Origin of the sequence: Kribbella sp. NPDC048915, from assembly GCF_040649595.1 — a bacterium.
Taxonomy (GTDB): Bacteria; Actinomycetota; Actinomycetes; order Propionibacteriales; family Kribbellaceae; genus Kribbella.
In genome coordinates, this window is sequence record NZ_JBEZFT010000011.1 from 55,510 (window position 1) to 76,148 (window position 20,639).

Sequence of the window (20,639 nt, forward strand, 5' to 3'; positions counted from 1 at the left end):
CACTTATGGCGATCATCGCAACGATCTCCAGCAGTCCGTCGGTGCCGTCGCGCACCGATGCGGTCCTCGACTATGTCACCAAGGTCCTGGGCAGTCACGGTCACACCGTCACCCCGATCGTGCTGCGAGACCTGCCGGCCGAGCCGCTGCTGCGCGGCCGGGCCGATCATCCGGAGATCGCCGCCGCGGCCGCGGTGCTCGAGACGGCCGATGCGGTGGTGGTCACCACGCCGGTCTACAAAGCGGCGTACTCCGGTCTGCTCAAGGTGTTCCTCGACCTGTTGCCGCAGTACGCCCTGAAGGGCAAGACGGTGTTGCCGCTGGCAACGGGTGGTACGCCGGCGCACGTCCTGGTGATCGACTACGCGCTGCGCCCGGTGCTGACCAGCCTCGGCGCGGGGTCGATCGGGCAGGGATGGTTCGTGCTGTCGTCACACGTCCGCCTGTACGACGGCGGCGGGCTGCTGCTCGATCCGACGGCGTCCGTCCCGCTCTACCAGGTGACGCGATCCTTCCTCGCGGCCGTCGCGGGCGAGCCGACGGTGGAGAGCGCGCCCGTGCAAGTCGCCGCCGTGGAAGCGGTGCGCGCCCGACCGGAGGACCCCGAGTCGGCGCCGTTGCTGGCCGATCTGGTCGTGGAGTACACCCCGCGGTACGGGCAGACCAACGAGAACACCCAGCTCACCGAAGTACCGTCGTCGGACTTCCACGCCGAGCGGGACGGTGCGTTCGTCCTGTTGCGGTACTGCGGGCAGACGCTGGCCGGCGGCGCCCTCCGGCGGTACGACGAGCACACCGCGGAGGTGAAGCAGATGTGGACGTCGCACCTGCATCGCCGCCAAGGGCTGGGCCGTCGCGTGCTGGCGGAACTCGAAGCGGCGGCGGTCGATCTCGGCTACCGCAGCTTGTACCTGACAACCGGACCGCGACAACCGGAGGCGGCGGCGTTGTACCTCGCGGCCGGCTTCGAGCCGCAGTTCGATGTCGAGGCCGATCCGGAATCGATCGGGCCGCTCGCGTTCCGCAAGGAGCTCCCGGCGTCGAACGATGTCGCGCTGAAGGTGGCGTCATGAGCCGGCCGCTCGTCACCGCGCTCGAGATCGACGGCGCGGGCGGCGATCCCGGAGCGTGGCGTGGGCCGGAGGTGGACCCGCGGGCGATCCTGACCGGCGAACTCGCCGTCCGGGCGGCGCAGCGGGCCGAGGCCGCGGGCATCGATCTCGTGACGTTCGCGGATGCGCTGGAGGCGCCCGACGACGTACCGGACCAGGTGAGTGTGCGGCTGGACGCGCTCGGGCTGGCAGCGCGAGTCGCACCGACGACGCAGCGGATCGGGTTGCTGCCGACGATCACGGTCACGCACACCGAACCGTTCCATGTGCAGGCGTCCGTCGCGACGCTCGACCACATCTCGGGTGGGCGGGCCGGGTGGATCGCGGACGTCTCGACGTCGGCGGCCGCGGCGGACGTGATCGGGCGCCGCGAACCGGCACCGCCCGCGGAAACCTGGCGCGAGGCACGGTACGTCGTGGATGCCGCCCGGCGACTGTGGGACTCGTGGGAGGACGACGCGATCATCCGGGACGCGGCGACCGGGCGCTTCATCGACCGGGACAAGCTGCACTACGTCGACTTCGAGGCGCCGACGTTCAGCGTGAAGGGGCCTTCGATCGTGCCGCGGCCGCCGCAAGGTCACCCGATCACCGCGATCCGGGTGACGGGTCCCGAGGCACTCACCGCGGCGACCGATGCGGAACTCGTTTTCCTGCCTGCGTCCGATGAGCTGGCGGCACCGGTCGCGGCGCTGCGCTCCGCGGAACCGGATCGGCGGAGCGTGACCCTGGCAGCGGGCGAGGACGGTCGGAGCGTCGCGCTGACCTCCGCCGTGCCGGAGCCGGTCGTTCTGGTCTCGATCGCCGTTCGGCCGCACGCCGACGGTGTGGAGGCAGTGGTCGAGTCGATCGCGCAGTGGGGTGCTGCGGGTGTGGACGGCGTACAGCTTCGTCCTGCGTCGCTCGAGCTGGACGTGCCGTTGATCGCCGACGAGGTACTGCCCGCGCTCCGCCGTCGCGGGCTGGCCGGACCGGGGGACCGGGGCGGGAGTCTGCGCGGGCGGCTCGGGCTGCGGCGGCCGGTGAACAGGTACGCGAGGAGTGCACGATGAGCAAGCAGATCCATCTGGCAGCACATTTCCCGGGCGTCAACAACACCACCGTGTGGTCGGATCCGGCGTCCGGTTCGCAGATCGCGTTCGACTCGTTCCGGAAACTTGCGGAAACGGCAGAACGCGGGACCTTCGACTTCTTCTTCCTGGCCGAGGGACTGCGACTGCGCGAGGTGAAGGGCAAGATCCACGACCTCGACGTGGTCGGCCGGCCCGAGTCGCTGACCGTCCTCAGCGCCCTGGCCGCGGTGACGACGCACCTCGGGCTGGCCGCGACGGTGAACTCGACGTTCAACGAGCCGTACGAGCTGGCGAAACGGCTTTCCTCGCTCGACCAGCTGTCCGGCGGCCGGGCGGCGTGGAACGTCGTGACGTCGTGGGACGCGTTCACCGGCGAGAACTTCCGCCGCGGCGGATACCTCGACAAGGCCGACCGGTACGTCCGGGCGCAGGAGGCGCTGCGGGTGGTCCGGAAACTGTGGGATTCCTGGCGCGGCGACGATCTCGTCCTCGACCAGGCGGCGGGTGTGTTCGCCCGCGGGGGCGCTGGGGCCTTCGCGGACGACGGCGACCACTTCACGATCCGCGGCCGGTTCGGCGTGCCCCCGTCGCCGCAGGGCCGGCCGGTGATCATCCAGGCCGGGGACAGCGACGAGGGGCGGGAGTTCGCGGCGTCGAGTGCGGACGTGATCTTCAGCCGGCACGGGTCGTTCGAGGCCGGGCAGACCTTCTACAAGGACGTGAAGTCCCGGCTGGCCAAGTACGGGCGCAGTGCGGAGTCGCTGAAGATCATGCCCGCGGTGACGGTCGTCGTCGCGGACACCGACGCGGAGGCGATCGAGAAGGCGGCGTACATCCGCGAGCAGCAGGTGTCCGGACCGACCGCGCTGGTGCTGGCCGAGCTGCTCTGGGGCCGCGACCTGTCGGCGTACGACCCGGACGGCCCGCTACCGGCCGAGGACCCGGTCGTCGGATCGTCGGTCACGCAGGGCCGGGTCGGGTACAACGATCCGTTTCCGATCGTGGCCGAGTGGCGGGCGCAGGCCGAGGCGCACGGCTGGTCGCTGCGGCAGACCGTGATCAACCAGCAGAACCGGCAGACCTTCGTCGGATCCCCCACCACGGTCGCCGAGGCGGTCGATCGGCACGTCCAGGAAAACGCTGCAGACGGTTTCGTCCTGGTCCCGCACCTCACCCCGTCCGGCCTCGACGACTTCGTCGATCGGGTGGTTCCGCTGCTGCGCGAACGCGGCGTCTTCCGGTCTGAGTACAGCGGGTCGACGCTGCGGGATCATCTGGGGCTGACCTTATGACCGTGGCCGAGCTGCACGCACGGCAGGAACCGGCGGCCACGGTGGTGTTCGTGGGCGGCGGTCCGCGGACGGTCGGGTTGCTCGAGCGGTTCGCGGCCAACGCCGGCGAACTGCTCGGCGATCGCCGGGTCGAGATCCACGTGGTGGATCCCTATCCGGCCGGCGGCGGGCGGATCTGGCGGCGGGAGCAGTCCCGGCTGCTGTGGATGAACTCGATGACGTCCGACGTCACGATCTTCACCGACGACTCGGTCGAGTGCGACGGGCCGATCGTGCCGGGACCTGATCTCGCCACCTGGGTCGCCGGCGAGGGCGCGACCATCCTCGAACGGGCCGGGCTCGAGGCGCCCGGACCCACCGACTTCCCACCGCGACTGGTACAGGCGGAGTACCTGGCGTGGGTGTGGGAGCGCGTCGTCCGCGATTTTCCCGCGACCGTCACCGAGCACTTGGAGCGAGCCGTGCAGCTGACGGCGGATCGACGGGTGATCCTCGAGTCCGGCCGGGAGCTCGCGGCCGACGCGGTGGTGCTTGCCCTCGGCTACCTGGATCGGTTGCCGACGGCAGCGGAAGCGGCCTGGGCGGCCCAGGCGGCGGACGCCGGCCTGACCTACATTCCGCCCGGCTACACCGCCGATGTCGACCTGGACGGATTGTGGCCGCAGGCACCGGTCATCGTCCGCGGCTTCGGGCAGGCCTTCGTCGACCTGATGGTGCTGCTGACCGAGGGCCGCGGCGGCTGGTACGACGAGTGCGACGGCATCCTCACGTACCATCCGTCCGGCGACGAGCCGATCCTGTACGTCGGATCGCGCCGCGGCGTGCCTTACCACGCGAAACTCGGCTACACCGTGCCCGGTGCGAAGCCGGTGCCGACGCGGTACCTGACCACGGAGGCGCTCGGCGACGGCCCGCTCGACTTCGGCCGCGACGTGCGGCCGTTGATCGAGAAGGAGCTGGCGTACGCGCACTACCAGGAGCTGTTCACGGCGCATCCCGAACGGGTGCGGTCCTCGTGGCAGGCTTTCGCGGCCGCCTTGGACACTTGGGCGCCCGGATCGGTGGGATCGTCGGCGGACCGGGAGTTCGCGGCCGTCGTCGCGGCCGCCGTTCCCGATCCTGCCGACCGGTTCGTCCGGCACGAGGTGGATCGGCCCTTGGCCGGACGGTTCTTCGCGGATCGGGCGCGGTTCGAACGGTTCCTGGCCGAGCTGATCGAGAGCGATCTGCTCCGGCGCGCGGATCCGCAGTACTCGGCCGACCTGGCCGTCTTCAACGCACTGCTGAGCATCTACAGCGTGCTCTCGCGGGCGATCACCGACGGGCAACTGTCGGACGAGGACCGGGTGCGGCGGGTGGAGACCGAGTGGCACGGGTTCTTCTCGTTCGTCGCGAGTGGACCGCCGCCGCGGCGGCTGGAGGAGCTCCTCGCCCTCCATCGGGCCGGGATCGCCCGATTCGCCGGGCCGGACCTGGATGTTGCTATTGACAACGATCAGTTCGTTGCCACCAGCCCCGGTGTCGCGGGCGAGATCCGCGCGCGGGCCTTCGTCGAGGCGCGGCTGCCACGTCCCGACGTACTAGCGACCACTGATCCGTTGCTCCGCGGACTGCTCGATTCCGGCGCTTTGGCGGCCGACGAACTGGTCGCGGCCGACGGGACGAGCCTCGGGGGCGGCCAACTGAAGGCGGACTCGCGGTGCCGCGCGATCCGGGCCGACGGCTCCACTCACGACGCCCTGTTCCTGCTCGGCCCGTCGGTTTCCGGTTCGGCCGGCTCCTCCGGGTTCTCCCGGCCGCATTTCAACGGTCCCGGCTTCCGGCAGAACGACGCCGTCGCCCGGGACCTGCTCACGCTGCTCGCCCCCACCGTACGGAAGGAAGAACGTCATGCCAGTTGAGTTCCTCGGTATCGCCGGGACGAACCCGGCCAGCGAGGTGACACCGCGCACCGGCGGCCCGCTGGACCTGGAGTACACCAGCAAGCTCGCGCGCGCCCACGAGGACAACGGGTGGGACCGCATCCTGTTCGCCTACCACTCCGGAGCACCGGACCCGTCCCAGGTCGCGGCGTACGTCGCGGGGCGCACCGAGCGGATCAACCTGGTCGTCGCGCACCGGCCGAACGTCGCGTACCCGACGCTGACCGCGAAAACGTTTGCGACCCTGGACCACCTCAGCGGCGGCAGGTTCGAGGTGCACGTCATCACCGGTGGCTCGACCGCGGATCAGGCCGCCGAGGGCGACCACCTGCCCAAGGACGAGCGGTACGTGCGGACGGCCGAGTTCATCCAGATCCTCAAACAGGCCTGGACTTCGGACACCCGGTTCGACTTCCACGGAAAGCACTACCAGTTCGAGCAGTTCCTCGCCGACATCAAGCCGGTACAGCAGCCGCGGCCGCGGATCTCGTTCGGCGGCTCGTCGGCGGCGGCGTACGAGGTCGGCGCGGCCGAGGCGGACATCTTCGCGCTCTGGGGTGAACCACTGGCCGGCACCCGCGAGCAGCTCGCCACCATCGACGCCGCGGCGGCACGGGCCGGACGGACGGACCGGCCGACCATCCAGATCGCGTTTCGGCCGATCCTGGCGCCGACCGAGGACCTCGCCTGGGAGAAGGCGGAGCGCATCCTCGGGCGGATCAAGGCCGTGCAGGCCGGCGGGGTGCCGGCGAGCACCAGGCTCCGCTCGAAGACTCCGGAAAACGCTGGATCCCAGCGGCTGCTGCAAGCGGTGGCAGCAGGCGAGCGACACGACCGGGCGCTCTGGACGGCACCGACCGGCCTGACCGGAGGCGGCGGTAACTCCACCGCGCTGGTCGGGACGCCGGAAACCGTCGCCGCCGCCCTGCTCGACTACTACGACCTCGGGATCCGGATCTTCTCCGCCCGCGGTTACGACATCTACGACGACGCGATCGACTTCGGCCGCTACGTCATCCCGCTGGTCCGTTCCGAGGTGGCCCACCGCGAACAAAGGAAAGCGTCATGACTGTTGTTTCCGACCTGGAGCAGGACTGGCACACCTGGCACGCGGCCCGCGAGCGTGACCTGGACACCGACTACGGCTGGCTGTCGATCGTCGCGTTCGACTGGCTGCCGGACACCCCGAAGGCGATCGAGGGCCTGGCCGGCCGATGGTGGGCGGACGATCAGGCGCATGTCACCGCATCCGGCGAGCTGACACTGGCCGGCGAACCCGTCCACGGAACGGTTTCCGCCAGCGTTCCGGAGGCCGGCTCGCTCAGCTGGCTGCTGTACGGCGACCGGCTGGCCGAGCTCGTCCTGCGCGGTGGCCGGTACGCGATCCGTCAGCGCGATCCGCGCGCCGCAGCGCGGCAGAACTTCGAGGGCGTACCGGCGTACCCGATCGACGACGCCTGGACCGTGACCGGGTATTTCAGTCCGTACTCGCGGACGCAGCGCGTGGAGGTGTCGACCGCGCGCGACGATCTGCGTCAGCACATCACCACGGTCGGCACCGTACACGTCGCGCTCGGCGGTACGGCGTACGAGCTGGTCGCGACCGCGGCGGCGGACGGGCGGCTGAACGTCGCGTTCCACGACAAGACCAACGGTGAGGAAACGGCACCCTGGCGCACGGTGACGACCGGGCCGGTGCGCGAGGACGGTTCGGTGGTGATCGACTTCAACCGCACCGTCAACCTGCCGTTCGCCTTCACGGCGTACGGCACCTGCCCGGCGCCCGTCCCCACCAACCGCCTCTCGCTCCCGGTCACGGCCGGCGAGAAGAAGGTGCGATGAGGGACTTTCCGGCTCTTGTGATGATGTGTGGGTGGTGACTGGGACTCGACCTGGGCACGCGCTTCGGCCGGCGGTCGAGGCTTGGCGAGCCGGCCGCGAGGCCACGCACGCCGGCGGGATATCCGGTTCTTGTGACCGATCCGTGGGTGGGTCCAGGCCCGGGTGACCGAGTCGGCGCCCGCGCTGAACCACCGCGCTGAACGACGGCGCTGAACGACGGCGCTGGACGCCGCGTGCGTTCCCGCACGGTGGGTTCACCCATCGTGTTGTGGGTTCCTGACCCGTGTGAAGGGTGCGGAACCCACAACACGATGGGTGAACCCACCGTGCGGCGGAAACCCGGAAACCCCTTACGACCACACCGCACCATCACCCCACACCACGCCACCACGCCACGCCACGCCACGACGCCGCCACGACGCCGCCACGCCACGCCACGCCACGCCGCCACGCCACCACGCCGTGCCGTCACCGCGTGCTGAACACCGACCAGATCACCACCGGCTGCTTCGCGGCACGGCACGGCACGGGACGGCACGGCACGGCACGGGACGGCACGGCACGGCACGGCACGGGACGGCACGGCACGGCACGGCACGGGACGGCACGGCACGGCACGGGACGGCACGGCACGGCACGGCACGGCATACAAGTGGATAACCCCGCGTGTTCGGGGTTCTTCGTCGGTATACCAGCAGAGAACCCCCAACTGGCGGGGTTATCCGTTCGTATGAGTTGGCTGCGCAGTCGTCGTACGGGCTGAAGTCGGGGGTTTGGACAGGTTGTGGTGGGTGTGGAGTGGTTATTGCTTGTTCAAGGTCCCGGGATGGGGTGCACCGTGCCGGGCAGATGTGCACCGTCCCGGACGAGTGTTCGCGGCCCCGGGCGGGTGTGCACGGTCCCGGGCAGATGTGGACCTTCCCGGACGAGTGTTCGCGGTCCCGGACGGGTGTGTGAGGTCCCGGACGAGTGTGCACGGTCCCGGATGGGTGTGCACGGTCCCGGACGAGTGTGCACGGTCCCGGGCAGATGTGCACCGTCCCGGACGAGTGTTCACGGTCCCGGATGGGGGTTCGCGGTCCCTGGTAGGGGCTCGAGAGGCCACGGCTCCGGGGGCGCGCTCGGACAGCGCGGGCGCGGGCTCGGTCAACCAGCCCCACCCACGGATCAGGCACATGAGCCGGATATTCGCTGGGACGCGAGGCTGTCGCGGATCTACCCTCGGCCCCATGCCTGAACTGATCGAGCCGACCGTCGACCTGCGGGACTCCTGGCTGGAGTCGGCCGCCGAGTGGGGTGACGCCCACCAGGACGGTGCGGGCGTGTGGGAGGCCGACGACCTGAGCACCGCCGAGGGCTTCGCCGCCTGGACGCAGCGGTTGCGCGACGCGAGCCACGACGTCTGCACGGCGGATCGGGTGCCCTCGACGTACTGGTGGATTGTCGACGGTACGACGTACCTCGGCGCGATCACGCTCCGGCACCCGCTCAACGCCAAGCTGCTCGAAGGCGGCGGGCACATCGGGTACGGCGTCCGTCCGGCGGCGCGCGGTCGGGGGCTGGCCACCTGGGCGCTCGGCCAGGTGCTCGACCGGGCCCGGGAGCGCGGCCTCGACCGGGTGCTGATCACCTGCGACGACGACAACCTCGCGTCGGCGCGGACGATCGAGCGCAACGGCGGCGTCCTGGAGGACGTCCGCGACACCTGGGTCAGTCCCCGGACCAGGCGGTACTGGATCACCCTCCGCGACTGAGAATCGCTACCGCAGGGTACCGTCGACAAGTTGGGCCAGTTTGTCGACGGGGAGTAATCGATCGTGTCCGTACCGCAACAAGCCGCCGAGGAGAAGACCTTCTTCGGTCACCCGCGCGGGCTGATGACGCTGTTCACCACCGAGCTGTGGGAGCGGTTCAGCTACTACGGGATGCGCGCCATCCTGCTGCTGTACCTGACCGACAAGGCGCACGGTCTCGGGCTCGGCGAGACGCTCGGCGAGGCCGTGGTCTCGATCTACGGCGCCTCGGTGTACCTGCTGTCGGTGCTCGGCGGGTGGTTCGCGGACCGGGTCTTCGGCGCCCGCCGGACGGTCCTGTACGGCGGGACCGTGATCGTCGCCGGCCACCTGTGTCTGGCGCTGCCGACGAACGGTACGGCGTACCTCGGCATCGGGCTGGTTGCCCTCGGCACCGGTCTGCTCAAGCCGAACGTGTCGACGATGGTCGGCACGCTCTACGAGCCGGACGACACCCGCCGCGACTCGGCGTTCTCGATCTTCTACATGGGGATCAACATCGGGTCGTTCACGGCACCGTTCGTGGTCGGGTTCCTGCGCCGCGAGGCCGGGTTCCACGTCGCGTTCGCGGCCGCCGCGGTCGGGATGACGCTGGCGCTGATCGCGTACCTGCTCGGCCGCCGCACCCTGCAGGGCCGCGGCGACACCCCGCCGAACCCGCTGACCGCCGCGGACCGGGCGCCGATGCTGCGGATCTCGGCCGCCGTCGTCGTGCTGCTCGTGGCCGTGTTCGCCTGGTCGGCCTGGCGGTCCGGCGGCATCGGCCCGAAGCCGGTCGTGGACGCGATCTCGTACCTGTGTTTCCTGGCGCCGATCGCGTACTTCGCGATGCTGCTGCGCAGCCCGCTGGTGACGCCGGTCGAACGGCAGCGGGTCCGTGCGTACATCCCGCTGTTCGTCGCCGCGATGCTGTTCTTCATGCTGTTCGAGCAGGCCGCGACCACGCTGACGTCGTTCGCGGCGAACCGGACCCAGCTGGACCTGTTCGGGGTGGAGATCTCGCCGGAGTTCTTCCAGTCGATCAACCCGTTCTCGATCATCGTGCTGGCGCCGGTGTTCGCGGCGATCTGGATCAAGCTCGGCGACCGCGGGCCGTCGATCGGGCAGAAGTTCGCCACCGGGCTGCTGCTGGCCGGGATCTCGTTCGCGGTGATGGCGCTCGCCTCCTCGATCGCCGGTGCGAGCCTCGCGTCGCCGCTGTGGCTGGTCCTCGTCTACGTGATCCAGACGCTGGGTGAGCTGTTCCTGTCCCCCGTCGGCCTGGCCGCGACCACCGTGCTCGCGCCGCGCGCGTTCCTCAGCCAGATGATGGCGCTGTGGTTCCTGGCACCGGCCGCCGGTCAGGCCATCACCGCGCAGGTCGTGCAGGCGACCGAGGGCGCGTCGGACACCGCGTACTTCGGCGGTCTCGCGGCGGTGACGATCGTGGTCGCGCTCGCGGTGTACGCGCTGTCCCCGTGGATCCGCCGGCACGCCGACGTACGACAAACGTCGTAGCCGGTCCCGCGGACAAGTTGCGCATTCCGTCCGACGCGGCGGACGGCCCCCGATCCCTACTGTCGGTGGCATGACTGGCGCAAGCGTGGCTCTACTCGCGGGGACGATGTCCACCATCCTCTTCGCGTCGAGCGCCTTGCCGATGGTGGTGAAGGCGATCCGGACCCGGGACCTGGCGTCGTACAGCCCGTGGAACCTGGTGCTCGCCAACGTCGGCAACGCCGTCCACTGCATCTACGTGGTGCACCTGCCGCCGGGGCCGATCTGGATCCTGCACGGCTTCTACGTCGTCACGTCCGCGCTGATGCTGCTGTGGTGGCTGCGGTTCCACACCCGCCGGCGCGAGGTACGAGAGGCACTCACATGAACACCATCATCATCGGCGCCGGGCAGGCGGGGCTCGCCACCGGCTACCACCTGCAGCGGCTGGGACAGCCGTTCACCATCCTCGACGCAAGCGCACGGGTCGGCGACCAGTGGCGAGCGCAGTGGGACAGCCTGCGGTTGTACTCGCCGGCGAAGTACGACGGCCTGCCTGGCCTACCGTTCCCGGGCGAGCCGTGGCACTACCCGGGCAAGGACGAGGTGGCCGACTACCTCGCGTCGTACGCCGCTCACTTCACGCTGCCGATCCGCCACAACACCCGGGTCGAGAGACTCGAGCGCGCCGGTGACCGGTGGATCGTCAGCACCGCCGGCGAACAGCTCACCGCGGACAACGTCGTCGTCGCCACCGGCACCTTCGGGCGTACGCCGTACCTCCCGGACCTCGCGGTCGACCTGGATCCCGCGATCCGGCAACTGCACTCGTCCGAATACCGCCGGCCGCCGCAACTCAAGGACGGACCGGTGCTGGTCGTCGGCGCCTCGCATTCCGGGACGGACGTCGCGTACGAAGTGGCCGCGTCGCATCCGACCATCCTGTGCGGCCGCGATCCAGGACAGCTGCCGTTCACGCCCGGCAAGCCCGGCGAGCGGCTGTTCTGGCCGGCCTTCTTGTTCGTGGCCCGGCATGTCGTCACCCGGCGCTCGCCGCTCGCCAAGTCCGCGATGGCGGACCTGCGGTTCCACGGCGGCCCGATGATCCGGGTCAAGCGCGCGGACCTGCTCGCGCGAGGGGTCGAGCGGGTCCACGAGCGTGTCACCGGCGTCCGGGACGGGCGGCCCGTGCTCGGCGACGGGCGCGTCCTGGACGTCGCGAACGTGGTGTGGGCGACCGGGTTCCGGCAGGACTTCAGCTGGATCAAGGCTCCGATCGTCGGCGACGACAGCTGGCCGCGCGAGTACCGAGGGGTCGCGGCGGATGCACCCGGCCTGTTCTTCTGCGGCCTGTGCTTCCAGTACGCCTTCAGTTCGATGGTGCTGCCCGGCGTCGGTCGGGACGCGGCGTACGTCGCGCGGCGGATCGCTGCCCGCGCGCCCGCGAACGCGACCCTTGCCGCGGCGTGACCTGAAGCGCATGCTCACTCCAGGGGGCATGGATGGGGATCGTCGACGACCTGCAACGTGCCCGGTCCGCGTTCGAACAGCGTGACTGGGCGGTTGCCTACGAGCGTCTCGCCGCGGCGGACCGGGAGTCCGGGGACGCCGGTCTCGAGCCGGGCGAACTGCAGACGCTGGCCACCGCGGCCTATCTGCTCGGCGACACCGACAGTTGCATCCGGGCGTTGCAGCGCGGCTACCGTACGCTCACCGACCGCGGCGACGTCCTCGGTGCGGTCCGGTTCGCGTTCTGGCTGGCGCTCGTGCTGAACGCCCGCGGCGAGGCTGCGATCGGCAACGGCTGGGCGACACGCGCCGAGCGGCTGATGGCCGATCAGCCCGCCGACGCCGTCGAGCGTGGCTACCTGCGGATCCACGACTTCTTCCGGTGCCTCGAGCACGGCGACCCGTCGGGGGCGATGGCAGCGGCCGACGACATCGTCGCGATGGCGCGCCGGCACGGCGATCCCGATCTGCTGGCGCAAGGCCTGGTGTGCAAGGGCCGGCTGCTCCTGTACTCCGGTCGCGTCCCGGAGGGGCTCGCGTTGCTCGACGAGGCAATGGTCGGCGTCGCCGCCGGTGAGTTGTCGCCGATCTTTGCCGGCAGCGTGTACTGCGCGATGATCGAAGGCTGTCAGGAGGTCCTCGACTTCGCGCGGGCGGCCGCGTGGACGACGGCGCTGACGCGGTGGTGTGAGAGTCAGCCCGATCTGGTGCCGTACACCGGGCAGTGCGCGGTACACCGCGGTCAGATCCTGCGGCTGCACGCGGCGTACCCGGAGGCGCTCGCCGAGTTCGAGGACGCCTGCCGGCGTTACGCGGCCTCGGGTTCGAACGCCGCCGCGGGGCTCGCGCTGGCCGAGCGTGGCGACGTACTGCGGGTCCGTGGCGATCTGGCCGGAGCGGAAGCGTCGTACGACGAGGCGTCCGGGTACGGGTACGAGGCGCAGCCGGGGCGAGCCTTGTTGATGGTTGCCCGCGGCCGCGTGCCGGCAGCGGTGACCGCCGTACGGCGTGTGCTCGCGGAAACAGGCGGCCCGGTCCAGCGGTCGCGGTTGCTCGCGGGCGCGGTCGAAGTACTGCTGGCCGGCGACGCGCGGTCCGAGGCAGAAGCCGCGGCGGAGGAACTGGCGAAGACCGCCGAGAGCTTCGGGTGCGCCGGGCTCCGGGCGTCGGCGGCGTACTCGTCGGCCCTGGTCGCGTTGGCGGCCGACGACCCGGAGCGGGCGCTGCCGCACGCGCGGGCGGCGGCCCGGCTGTGGGACGAACTGCAGGCGCCGTACGAGGTCGCACGCGCGAAGGTCCTGATCGGGCGAGCCTTGCGGCTGCTGGGCGATGAAGATTCGGCGACGGCCGAACTGTCGGCCGCTCAGCGAGCGTTCGCAGCCGTTGGTGCCAGGCCCGCACGTCATGACACCGAGCGCCTGCTCACCCGCAGTACCGCGGGCGGCCTCACCGGGCGCGAACTCGACGTCCTCCGTCTGGTTGCCGCAGGCAACAGCAACGCCGAGATCGCGCACCGGCTGGTCCTCAGCGACAAAACCGTGGCCCGCCACCTCACCAACATCTTCGCGAAGCTCGACGTCGGCTCCCGCACCGCAGCCGCCGCCTACGCCCGCGACCACGACCTGCTCTGAGGCACCCAGGTGGAGCTGAAAATCGGTCGTGGGAGGGAGTGGATTCACTCTGGCGAGTGAGGTGATGGGTGCCGGGTAGGCGGATGCTCGAAGCGTGACCACCATTGCCGGCACCACAGAGCGTCCTGTCCCGCGTTGGGCCTTCGTCCTGGCGCACGTGATCCCGCTGCTCACCCTGCCGTCCGGACTGTGGCGGCTCGGGTTGGTGTTCGGATCGTCGATGGGGCTGGTCGACGACCACGGCAACCCCATGTATCTGGAGGGTTTCGGCGGCAAGGTCTACGTCGTCTGTCTGACGATCGTGTCCGAGCTGGTCGCGTTGACCGCCCTGGGCTTGGTCAGTCGGTGGGGTGAGGTCGCGCCGCGGTGGATCCCGGTCATCGGCGGCCGGCGGGTACATCCGTACGCCGCGATCGTGCCGGCCGTCCTCGGATCACTGGCCCTGATCGCGATCTGGACGTACGGCTTCCGCGACGTGTTCACCGGCGAGTTCATCCCGTTCGCGAGCACCGGCTGGCACGTCCTGATGCTCGCCTGCTACCTCCCCCTCTATCTCTGGGGCCCGGCTCTCCTCGCCATCACCTGGGCCTACTACCGCCGCCGGGTCAGCGGGCGCGGGGTCTTGGTTTCAGTGCGGTAGCTGGGAGGGCGGGGGCCGGGAGGGGGTCGCCTTCGTAGCCGGGGACCATCGGGAAGCGGGCGTTGCCGCCGTCGGCGATGGCTTGTTGCCAGGCGTCGCGGGCGGCAACGATCTCCTCGTGGCTGCGGCCGATGAAGTTCCACCACATCACCAACTGCTCCTCGAACGGCTCACCACCGAGCAGCAGGAACCGCGCACCGTCGGCCGCGGACAGTTCGATCGACTCCCGCCCCGCACCGAGATAGGCCATCTCGCCGAACCCTGGACTCAGCTCCCCGATCGTGAGCGATCCTTCGACGACGAGGACGGCGTACTCGTTCGACGGCGTCAGCGGAAGGGAGAGCGTGCGGCCGGGTTCGATGGTGATGTCGGCGCCGACCAGAGGTGTGTACGCCGGTGCGGGCGAGGTGACGCCCGCGACAGTGCCGATCATCACGGTCGCGTGCGCGCCGTCGAAGTCGACCCGCGGCAGGTCGGCGTACGCGTTGAAGGCCGGCGGAGTCGTCGTCCGCACACCGTCCGGGAGCGCGACCCACAACTGGGCGCCGTGCAGCCGCGGCGGCGCGTCCGGGGTGGACACCTCGGAGTGCGCGATGCCGTTGCCGGCGGTCATGATGTTCAGCTCGCCGGGCCGGACGAACGCGTGCGACCCGACGCTGTCGCGGTGCTCGATCTCGCCCTCGAACAGCCAGCTCACGGTCTGCAGGCTGGTGTGCGGATGCGGCGGCACCTGCATGCCGCGCTCCCCCGGTACGCCGTACGAGTCGACGCGCTGCGTCAGGTCGTCAGGTCCGTAGTGATCGACGAAGCACCACGCGCCGACCATCCGGCGATTCTTGTTCGGCAGCAGCCGCCGTACCGTGGTCGACCGCCCCAGCACGACCTCGCGCCCTTCGAGCAACTCCAGCGCCGGTCCCTCGCAGTCCCCGGTCCCGACGACCTCGGCCGGGTTCCGCTCCAAGTCGCTCATGCCGCCGTCCATTCCAGGAGTTCCTTCTGGTCCCAGGTGTTGACGACGCGCTCGGCCGGGACCCCGCAGTCCTCGGCGCGCTCGCAGCCGTACACCTGCCAGTCGAGCTGGCCGGGCGCGTGCGCGTCGGTGTCGATCGAGAACAGGCAGCCCGTCTCGACCGCCATCGACAGCAGCCGTTTCGGCGGATCGAGCCGTTCGGGACGGGAGTTGATCTCGACCGCCGTCCCGAACTGACGGCACGCCTCGAACACCACCTCCGCGTCGAACTGCGACTCCGGACGCGTCCCGCGCCCGCCGGTGATCAGCCGCCCGGTGCAGTGCCCGAGGACGTCGACGTGCGGGTTCGCGATCGCCCGCACCATCCGCTCGGTCATCGGCTCGGCCGCCATCCGCAGCTTGGAGTGCACACTCGCGACCACCACGTCGAGCCGGGCCAGGATCTCCGCGTCGCAGTCCAGCGAGCCGTCCTCGAGGATGTCCACCTCGATGCCGTTGAGGATCGTGAAACCGTCCAGCTCGTCCTGCAGCTTCTTGTTGAGCTCGGCAACGACCTGGAGTTGCTGCAAGCGCCGTTCGCGGGACAGTCCGTTGGCGACGGACAACCGCGCCGAGTGGTCGGTGAGCGCGATGTAGGAGTGCCCCAGGCGATGCGCCGTACGGGCCATCTCCTCGATCGGACTGCCGCCGTCGGACCACTCCGAATGCAGATGCAGGTCCGCCTTGAGCTCGGCGCGCAGCCCCTGCCCCGCGGTCGTCAACTCGCCCGCGGCCTCCTCGAGTTTGGCCAGGTACGACGGTTTCGCGCCGTCCATCGCCTCGACGATCACGGCCTCGGTCTTCGGCCCGATCCCCGGCAACTCGGTCAACGTCCCGGCCCGGCGCCGCGCCCGCACCTCCGCGGCCGGCAGCGCCGCGATCGTGTCCGCCGCCCGCCGGTACGCCTTGACCCGGTGCGTCGGCTGCTGGTCCCGCTCGAGGTAATACCCGATCGCCCGCAACGCCGCCACCGCGTCCGCCACACCCTGGCTGTCCGTCATGACCCCATCTTCCGCCATCCACCGCCCCCGCCACACCGCCCCCGCGCCCACCCACGCCTCACACCCCGCTGGCCCGCCGCCCGCCCGTACCTCCGGCCCACCCTCCCTGCCCTCACCCACAGCGTGGGTACACCCACCCTGTTGTGGGTTCCCAACCCTTCACACGGGTACGGAACCCACAACACGGTGGGTAAACCCATCCACCGTCGACACGGGCCACCGCCGACACGGGCCACCGCCAACAGCGCCGCCCCGGCCCTCACCCACAGCGTGGGTACACCCACCCTGTTGTGGGTTCCCAACCCTTCACACGGGTACGGAACCCACAACACGGTGGGTAAACCCACCCAACGTCGGCGGGCGGGCCGGGGGAAACCCGGCCAGCGTGGGTGGGAACCCGGCCGGCGTGGGTGGGGTGGGGGTTATGGTCTGGGCGTGGTGACGAAGGCGCATCGGGCGCGGGCGGAGCGGTTGCAGAACGCGACCGGTGCGCTGGCCACGGCCGCGATGGCGGCGATGGACGCGAACCTGCCGTGGTTCGCTTCGCTGTCCGCGCAGGACCGGTCCTGGATCGGGCTGGTCGCGCAGTCCGGGATCTCGGCGTTCGTCGACTGGTTCCGCGACCCCGAGGCGCACTCCTCGATGCCGACCCGGATCTTCGGGTCCGCGCCGCGCGAGTTCACCCGGGTGATCTCGCTGCACCAGACCGTCGACCTGGTCCGGACCACGATCGAGACCATCGAGAACACGATCGGCACGTTGCTCCCACCCGACGACGTCCCGATCGTCCACGAGGCGATGCAGCGGTACGCGCGCGAGGTCGCGTTCGCCGCCGCGACCGTGTACGCGCAGGCCGCCGAGATGCGCGGCGCCTGGGACGCCCGCCTCGAAGCGCTCCTGGTCGACTCGGTGATCCGCGGCGAGGCCGACGAGTCGGTCCGCTCGCGCGCCTCCGCTCTGGGCTGGACGGGCGCCGCCGGTACGACGGGATCGGCCGAGGTGGCCGTGGTGGTCGGAAGGGCACCAGCGGGCGAGCCACCACCGACCGGCACACCCGGCTCGAACGTCGCGGACATGGTCCGGCACGCGGCCCGCGAGGCAGGTGCCGACGCGTTGTGCGCGATCCAGGGCGACCGCCTGGTCGTGGTACTCGGTGGTACGAGCCGACCTGTGGAGACTGTACAAAAATTGGCCCAGTGGTTCGGACCCGGGCCGATCGTCGTCGGACCGGTCGTGAAGGATCTGATGTCGGCCGTGACCTCGGCTCGCGCGGCCGTTTCCGGTCTCCGCGCCGCAGCGGCCTGGCCCGGCGCACCGCGGCCGGTGCAGGCCGACGACCTGCTGCCGGAACGGTCACTCTCCGGAGACGGCCACGCCCGCCGGCAACTTGCGACGGAGGTCTACGGGCCGCTCACTGTGGGCGACGGCGTGCTCCTCGAGACGGTCTCGGCGTACCTGGATTCCGGCGGCTCGATCGAGGCGACGGCCCGGGCGATGTTCATCCACGCCAACACCGTGCGGTACCGGCTGAAGCGTGTGGCGGACCTCACGGGGTACAACCCGCTCAATCCCCGCGACAGTTTCACATTGCGTGTCGCACTGACCTTGGGTCGCCTGCTGCATCCGGAGCCGGGCTCGACCGTTTTGTAGGATCTCCACAAAACCGGCCCGGAAGAATTCGTGCTCGCCGTGCGGCTCGCGACGGGGGCCGGTGAGGGAGAGTGGTCACGTGCTCGTCATCGTCGCGCCCGGGCAGGGCGCCCAGACCCCAGGTTTCCTCGAGCCGTGGCTCGCCGACCCGGTGTTCGAGAGCCGGCTGCACTGGCTCTCCGCGGTCGCCGGACTCGACCTCGCCCACTACGGCACCGAAGCCGACGCCGACACGATCCGGGACACCGCTATCGCGCAGCCGCTGCTGGTCGCCTCCAGCATGCTGGCCGCGCTGGCGGTCTTCCCGCATCCCGCCGACGCCTTCGCCAAGGTCGGCGCGGTCGCCGGTCACAGCGTCGGTGAGCTGGCCGCCGCGGCCGGCACCGGCGTGCTGTCCGCCGAGCAGGCGATGGTCCTGGTCCGCGAGCGTGGCAAGGCGATGGCCGCCGCGTCCGCGCTGACTCCGACCTCGATGACCGCGGTTCTCGGGGGCGACCGCGACGAGATCCTCGCCAAGCTGGCCGAGCACGGCCTCACCCCGGCCAACGACAACGGCCCCGGCCAGATCGTTGCCGCGGGCACCGTCGAGCAGCTGGCCGCGCTGGCCGCGGACCCGCCCGCGAAGGCCCGGCTGATCCCGCTCTCGGTGGCGGGCGCCTTCCACACCAAGCACATGGAGCCCGCGGTCCAGACGCTGGCGAAGTACGCGACCGCGATCAGCACCCACGACCCGCGGACCCGCCTGATCTCGAACCGTGACGGTCACGTCGTCCACGACGGCCGCGAGGTCCTGCAGCGGCTCGTCACCCAGGTGAACTCCCCCGTCCGCTGGGACCTGTGCATGCAGACGATGGCCGACCTCGAGGTGACCGGCATCCTCGAGCTGCCGCCGGCCGGCACCCTGACCGGCATCGCGCGGCGCGCGCTCAAGGGCGTCGAGACGTTCGCGCTGAAAACGCCGGACCAGCTCGACGACGCCCGCGCGTTCGTCGAGAAGCACGGCAGCCCGTCCGAGATCGACGCCGCGCCGACCTGGCGGCTGCTGGTCGCCCCGGTGAAGGGCACCGTCAGCCGAGATGTCGGCGTACGGCGGGACGCCGGCGCCACTGTCGACGCCGGAGAGGTCGTCGCGAAGGTGGCGAACTCGCGCGACGAGGTCGAGGTGACCGCGCCGCACGGCGGCATCGTGGTCGAATGGCTCGTGGAGGAAGGCGACCCGGTCTCCCCCGGTCAGCCCCTGGTCCGGCTGCACCCGGCCGGGAGCCCGGCATGATCACCGCGTCGACCGGCGCCGCGCACGCCGGCATCCTCGGCATCGGCTCCTACCGGCCGCGCCGGGTCGTACCGAACGCCGAGATCCTCGAGCACATCGACTCCAGCGACGAGTGGATCCAGACCCGGTCCGGCATCAAGGAACGCCGCTGGGCCGACGACGACGAGACCGTTCTGATGATGTCGGTGAACGCGGCCAAGGACGCGATCGCCGACTCCGGCGTGGACCCGGCCGAGATCGGCTGCGTGATCGTCGCGACCGTCACGCACCTGTACCAGACGCCCGCGATCGCGACCCGGATCGCGGTCGAGGCCGGCGCCCCGACGGCGGCCGCGTTCGACATCTCGGCCGCCTGCGCAGGCTTCTGCTACGGCGTCGCGATGGCCAACGACATGGTCCGCGGCGGCAGCGCGAAGTACGTGCTCGCGATCGGCGTCGAGCGGCTCAGTGACCTCACCGACCGCAGCGACCGGACGACGGCGTTCATCTTCGCCGACGGCGCCGGCGCCGCGGTGGTCGGGCCGACCGACGAGCCCGGCATCGGCCCGGTCGTCTGGGGCTCGGACGGTACGCAGCACCAGGTGATCAGCCAGAAGGAGTCCTGGCAGGAAGCGGCCGGCAGCTACAACTGGCCGCACCTGCGGATGGACGGCAACCCGGTGTTCCGCTGGGCGTCCTTCGAGATGGCGAAGGCCGCGCAGCAGGCGCTCGACGCGGCCGGCGTCAAGGCCGAGCAGCTCGACCTGTTCGTTCCGCACCAGGCGAACATGCGGATCACCGACGCGATGCGCCGTACGCTCAAGCTGCCCGAGCACGTCAAGGTCGCGCGCGACATCGAGCGCCAGGGCAACACCTCGGCCGCCTCGATCCCGCTCGCGATCACCGCGATGCGCGAGTCCGGCGAGGCGAAGAGCGGCGACCTTGCGCTGATCATCGGCTTCGGCGCCGGGCTGGTGTACGCCGCCCAGGTGATCCGGCTGCCGTAGCGCACACCCCATAGTTGTCCGGGGCGGCCCCGATGGCCGCACCGGCTGAACCAAGAGCCAGCAGAATCCGAAAGGGAACCCACACAGATGGCCAGCACCGAAGAGATCCGTTCCAACCTCGCCGAGATCGTGAACGAGATCGCCGGCATCCCGGTCGAGGACGTCCAGCTGGACAAGTCCTTCACCGACGACCTCGACGTCGACTCGCTCTCCATGGTGGAGGTCGTGGTGGCCGCCGAGGAGAAGTTCGACGTGAAGATCCCCGACGACGAGGTCAAGAACCTGAAGACCGTCGGCGACGCCGTCGCGTTCATCGAGCGCGCCCAGAACGGCTGACCTGCCCGTCACCCGTGCTGGCCGGTGCTCATCGGGCCCGCCCGGTGAGCACCACCGCGGTCCTTGCGCACACGCAGTACCTCAGCAGTACCAC

The 20,639-nt window shown here is 70.6% G+C and carries 18 protein-coding genes; 16 read left to right on the forward strand and 2 right to left on the reverse strand.

All coding sequences use genetic code 11. The features are described 5' to 3' along the window. Window positions 1–5 precede the first annotated feature (5 nt). The 12 genes from ssuE to AB0B82_RS09000 all read left to right on the forward strand — a co-directional run bounded on the left by ssuE (window position 6) and on the right by AB0B82_RS09000 (window position 14,290). Window positions 6–1,073 carry an NADPH-dependent FMN reductase gene (gene ssuE / locus AB0B82_RS08945; protein ID WP_360164266.1) on the forward strand — a complete coding sequence of 356 codons (1,068 nt, stop codon included), beginning with the start codon at window positions 6–8 and terminating at the stop codon, window positions 1,071–1,073. After that, entirely contained in the window at window positions 1,070–2,164 is a 1,095-nt protein-coding gene (locus tag AB0B82_RS08950; RefSeq protein WP_360164268.1) for an LLM class flavin-dependent oxidoreductase, read from the forward strand. The genes ssuE and AB0B82_RS08950 overlap by 4 nt, the downstream gene beginning before the upstream one ends. Beyond that, complete coding sequence (locus tag AB0B82_RS08955) at window positions 2,161–3,477, forward strand: NtaA/DmoA family FMN-dependent monooxygenase (protein WP_360164270.1); 1,317 nt, start codon at window positions 2,161–2,163, stop codon at window positions 3,475–3,477. The genes AB0B82_RS08950 and AB0B82_RS08955 overlap by 4 nt, the downstream gene beginning before the upstream one ends. Continuing rightward, window positions 3,474–5,378, forward strand: a complete 1,905-nt coding sequence (locus tag AB0B82_RS08960; RefSeq protein ID WP_360164272.1) for an FAD/NAD(P)-binding protein — start codon at window positions 3,474–3,476, stop codon at window positions 5,376–5,378. Before AB0B82_RS08955 ends, AB0B82_RS08960 begins: the two co-directional genes overlap by 4 nt. Next, window positions 5,368–6,468 (forward strand): LLM class flavin-dependent oxidoreductase, encoded by a 1,101-nt coding sequence (locus AB0B82_RS08965; protein WP_360164274.1) that lies wholly within the window; start codon window positions 5,368–5,370, stop codon window positions 6,466–6,468. Before AB0B82_RS08960 ends, AB0B82_RS08965 begins: the two co-directional genes overlap by 11 nt. Then, window positions 6,465–7,241 (forward strand): DUF1684 domain-containing protein, encoded by a 777-nt coding sequence (locus AB0B82_RS08970; protein WP_360164276.1) that lies wholly within the window; start codon window positions 6,465–6,467, stop codon window positions 7,239–7,241. Before AB0B82_RS08965 ends, AB0B82_RS08970 begins: the two co-directional genes overlap by 4 nt. Window positions 7,242–8,470: 1,229 nt before the next feature. Then, window positions 8,471–8,995 (forward strand): GNAT family N-acetyltransferase, encoded by a 525-nt coding sequence (locus tag AB0B82_RS08975; RefSeq protein WP_360164278.1) that lies wholly within the window; start codon window positions 8,471–8,473, stop codon window positions 8,993–8,995. Between the two features lie 63 nt (window positions 8,996–9,058). Beyond that, window positions 9,059–10,531 (forward strand): peptide MFS transporter, encoded by a 1,473-nt coding sequence (locus AB0B82_RS08980; RefSeq protein ID WP_360164280.1) that lies wholly within the window; start codon window positions 9,059–9,061, stop codon window positions 10,529–10,531. A gap of 70 nt (window positions 10,532–10,601) precedes the next feature. Beyond that, window positions 10,602–10,898 (forward strand): hypothetical protein, encoded by a 297-nt coding sequence (locus tag AB0B82_RS08985; protein WP_360164282.1) that lies wholly within the window; start codon window positions 10,602–10,604, stop codon window positions 10,896–10,898. After that, complete coding sequence (locus tag AB0B82_RS08990; protein ID WP_360164284.1) at window positions 10,895–11,980, forward strand: NAD(P)/FAD-dependent oxidoreductase; 1,086 nt, start codon at window positions 10,895–10,897, stop codon at window positions 11,978–11,980. Before AB0B82_RS08985 ends, AB0B82_RS08990 begins: the two co-directional genes overlap by 4 nt. A gap of 32 nt (window positions 11,981–12,012) precedes the next feature. Continuing rightward, a complete protein-coding gene (locus AB0B82_RS08995; RefSeq protein WP_360164286.1) occupies window positions 12,013–13,650 on the forward strand; it encodes a LuxR C-terminal-related transcriptional regulator in 1,638 nt (545 codons plus the stop codon). 94 nt (window positions 13,651–13,744) lie between these two features. Continuing rightward, window positions 13,745–14,290, forward strand: coding sequence for a hypothetical protein (locus tag AB0B82_RS09000; RefSeq protein ID WP_360164288.1), 546 nt, complete (start codon window positions 13,745–13,747; stop codon window positions 14,288–14,290). On the opposite strand, the gene AB0B82_RS09005 is transcribed toward AB0B82_RS09000, so the two are convergent. Together AB0B82_RS09005 and AB0B82_RS09010 are read right to left on the reverse strand one after the other, a co-directional pair. Continuing rightward, window positions 14,256–15,260, reverse strand: a complete 1,005-nt coding sequence (locus tag AB0B82_RS09005) for a pirin family protein (protein WP_360164290.1) — start codon at window positions 15,258–15,260, stop codon at window positions 14,256–14,258. The genes AB0B82_RS09000 and AB0B82_RS09005 overlap by 35 nt on opposite strands. Next, the gene (locus AB0B82_RS09010; protein ID WP_360164292.1) at window positions 15,257–16,300 is read right to left on the reverse strand and encodes a PHP domain-containing protein; all 1,044 of its coding nucleotides are present in this window, start codon (window positions 16,298–16,300) and stop codon (window positions 15,257–15,259) included. The genes AB0B82_RS09005 and AB0B82_RS09010 overlap by 4 nt, the downstream gene beginning before the upstream one ends. Before the next feature lie 435 nt (window positions 16,301–16,735). Here AB0B82_RS09010 and AB0B82_RS09015 point away from each other — a divergent pair, with 435 nt between their 5' ends. The 4 genes from AB0B82_RS09015 to AB0B82_RS09030 all read left to right on the forward strand — a co-directional run bounded on the left by AB0B82_RS09015 (window position 16,736) and on the right by AB0B82_RS09030 (window position 20,545). Beyond that, complete coding sequence (locus AB0B82_RS09015; RefSeq protein ID WP_360164294.1) at window positions 16,736–17,950, forward strand: helix-turn-helix domain-containing protein; 1,215 nt, start codon at window positions 16,736–16,738, stop codon at window positions 17,948–17,950. A 79-nt stretch (window positions 17,951–18,029) separates the two neighbouring features. Further along, the gene (locus tag AB0B82_RS09020) at window positions 18,030–19,223 is read left to right on the forward strand and encodes an acyltransferase domain-containing protein (RefSeq protein WP_360164296.1); all 1,194 of its coding nucleotides are present in this window, start codon (window positions 18,030–18,032) and stop codon (window positions 19,221–19,223) included. Next, complete coding sequence (locus AB0B82_RS09025) at window positions 19,220–20,209, forward strand: beta-ketoacyl-ACP synthase III (RefSeq protein ID WP_360164298.1); 990 nt, start codon at window positions 19,220–19,222, stop codon at window positions 20,207–20,209. Before AB0B82_RS09020 ends, AB0B82_RS09025 begins: the two co-directional genes overlap by 4 nt. A gap of 87 nt (window positions 20,210–20,296) precedes the next feature. Continuing rightward, complete coding sequence (locus AB0B82_RS09030) at window positions 20,297–20,545, forward strand: acyl carrier protein (protein ID WP_130446978.1); 249 nt, start codon at window positions 20,297–20,299, stop codon at window positions 20,543–20,545. The last annotated feature ends 94 nt before the right edge of the window (window positions 20,546–20,639 follow it).

Bases quoted from the DNA above. Each gene is read 5' to 3' on its own strand.
- AB0B82_RS08995 (WP_360164286.1), top strand. From the start codon at position 12,013: ATGGGGATCGTCGACGACCTGCAACGTGCCCGGTCCGCGTTCGAACAG.
- AB0B82_RS08950 (WP_360164268.1), top strand. From the start codon at position 1,070: ATGAGCCGGCCGCTCGTCACCGCGCTCGAGATCGACGGCGCGGGCGGC.
- AB0B82_RS08970 (WP_360164276.1), top strand. From the start codon at position 6,465: ATGACTGTTGTTTCCGACCTGGAGCAGGACTGGCACACCTGGCACGCG.
- AB0B82_RS08985 (WP_360164282.1), top strand. From the start codon at position 10,602: ATGACTGGCGCAAGCGTGGCTCTACTCGCGGGGACGATGTCCACCATC.
- AB0B82_RS08990 (WP_360164284.1), top strand. From the start codon at position 10,895: ATGAACACCATCATCATCGGCGCCGGGCAGGCGGGGCTCGCCACCGGC.
- AB0B82_RS09005 (WP_360164290.1), bottom strand. From the start codon at position 15,260: ATGAGCGACTTGGAGCGGAACCCGGCCGAGGTCGTCGGGACCGGGGAC.
- AB0B82_RS09010 (WP_360164292.1), bottom strand. From the start codon at position 16,300: ATGACGGACAGCCAGGGTGTGGCGGACGCGGTGGCGGCGTTGCGGGCG.
- AB0B82_RS08960 (WP_360164272.1), top strand. From the start codon at position 3,474: ATGACCGTGGCCGAGCTGCACGCACGGCAGGAACCGGCGGCCACGGTG.
- AB0B82_RS08965 (WP_360164274.1), top strand. From the start codon at position 5,368: ATGCCAGTTGAGTTCCTCGGTATCGCCGGGACGAACCCGGCCAGCGAG.
- AB0B82_RS09030 (WP_130446978.1), top strand. From the start codon at position 20,297: ATGGCCAGCACCGAAGAGATCCGTTCCAACCTCGCCGAGATCGTGAAC.
- AB0B82_RS08975 (WP_360164278.1), top strand. From the start codon at position 8,471: ATGCCTGAACTGATCGAGCCGACCGTCGACCTGCGGGACTCCTGGCTG.
- AB0B82_RS08955 (WP_360164270.1), top strand. From the start codon at position 2,161: ATGAGCAAGCAGATCCATCTGGCAGCACATTTCCCGGGCGTCAACAAC.
- AB0B82_RS09025 (WP_360164298.1), top strand. From the start codon at position 19,220: ATGATCACCGCGTCGACCGGCGCCGCGCACGCCGGCATCCTCGGCATC.
- ssuE (WP_360164266.1), top strand. From the start codon at position 6: ATGGCGATCATCGCAACGATCTCCAGCAGTCCGTCGGTGCCGTCGCGC.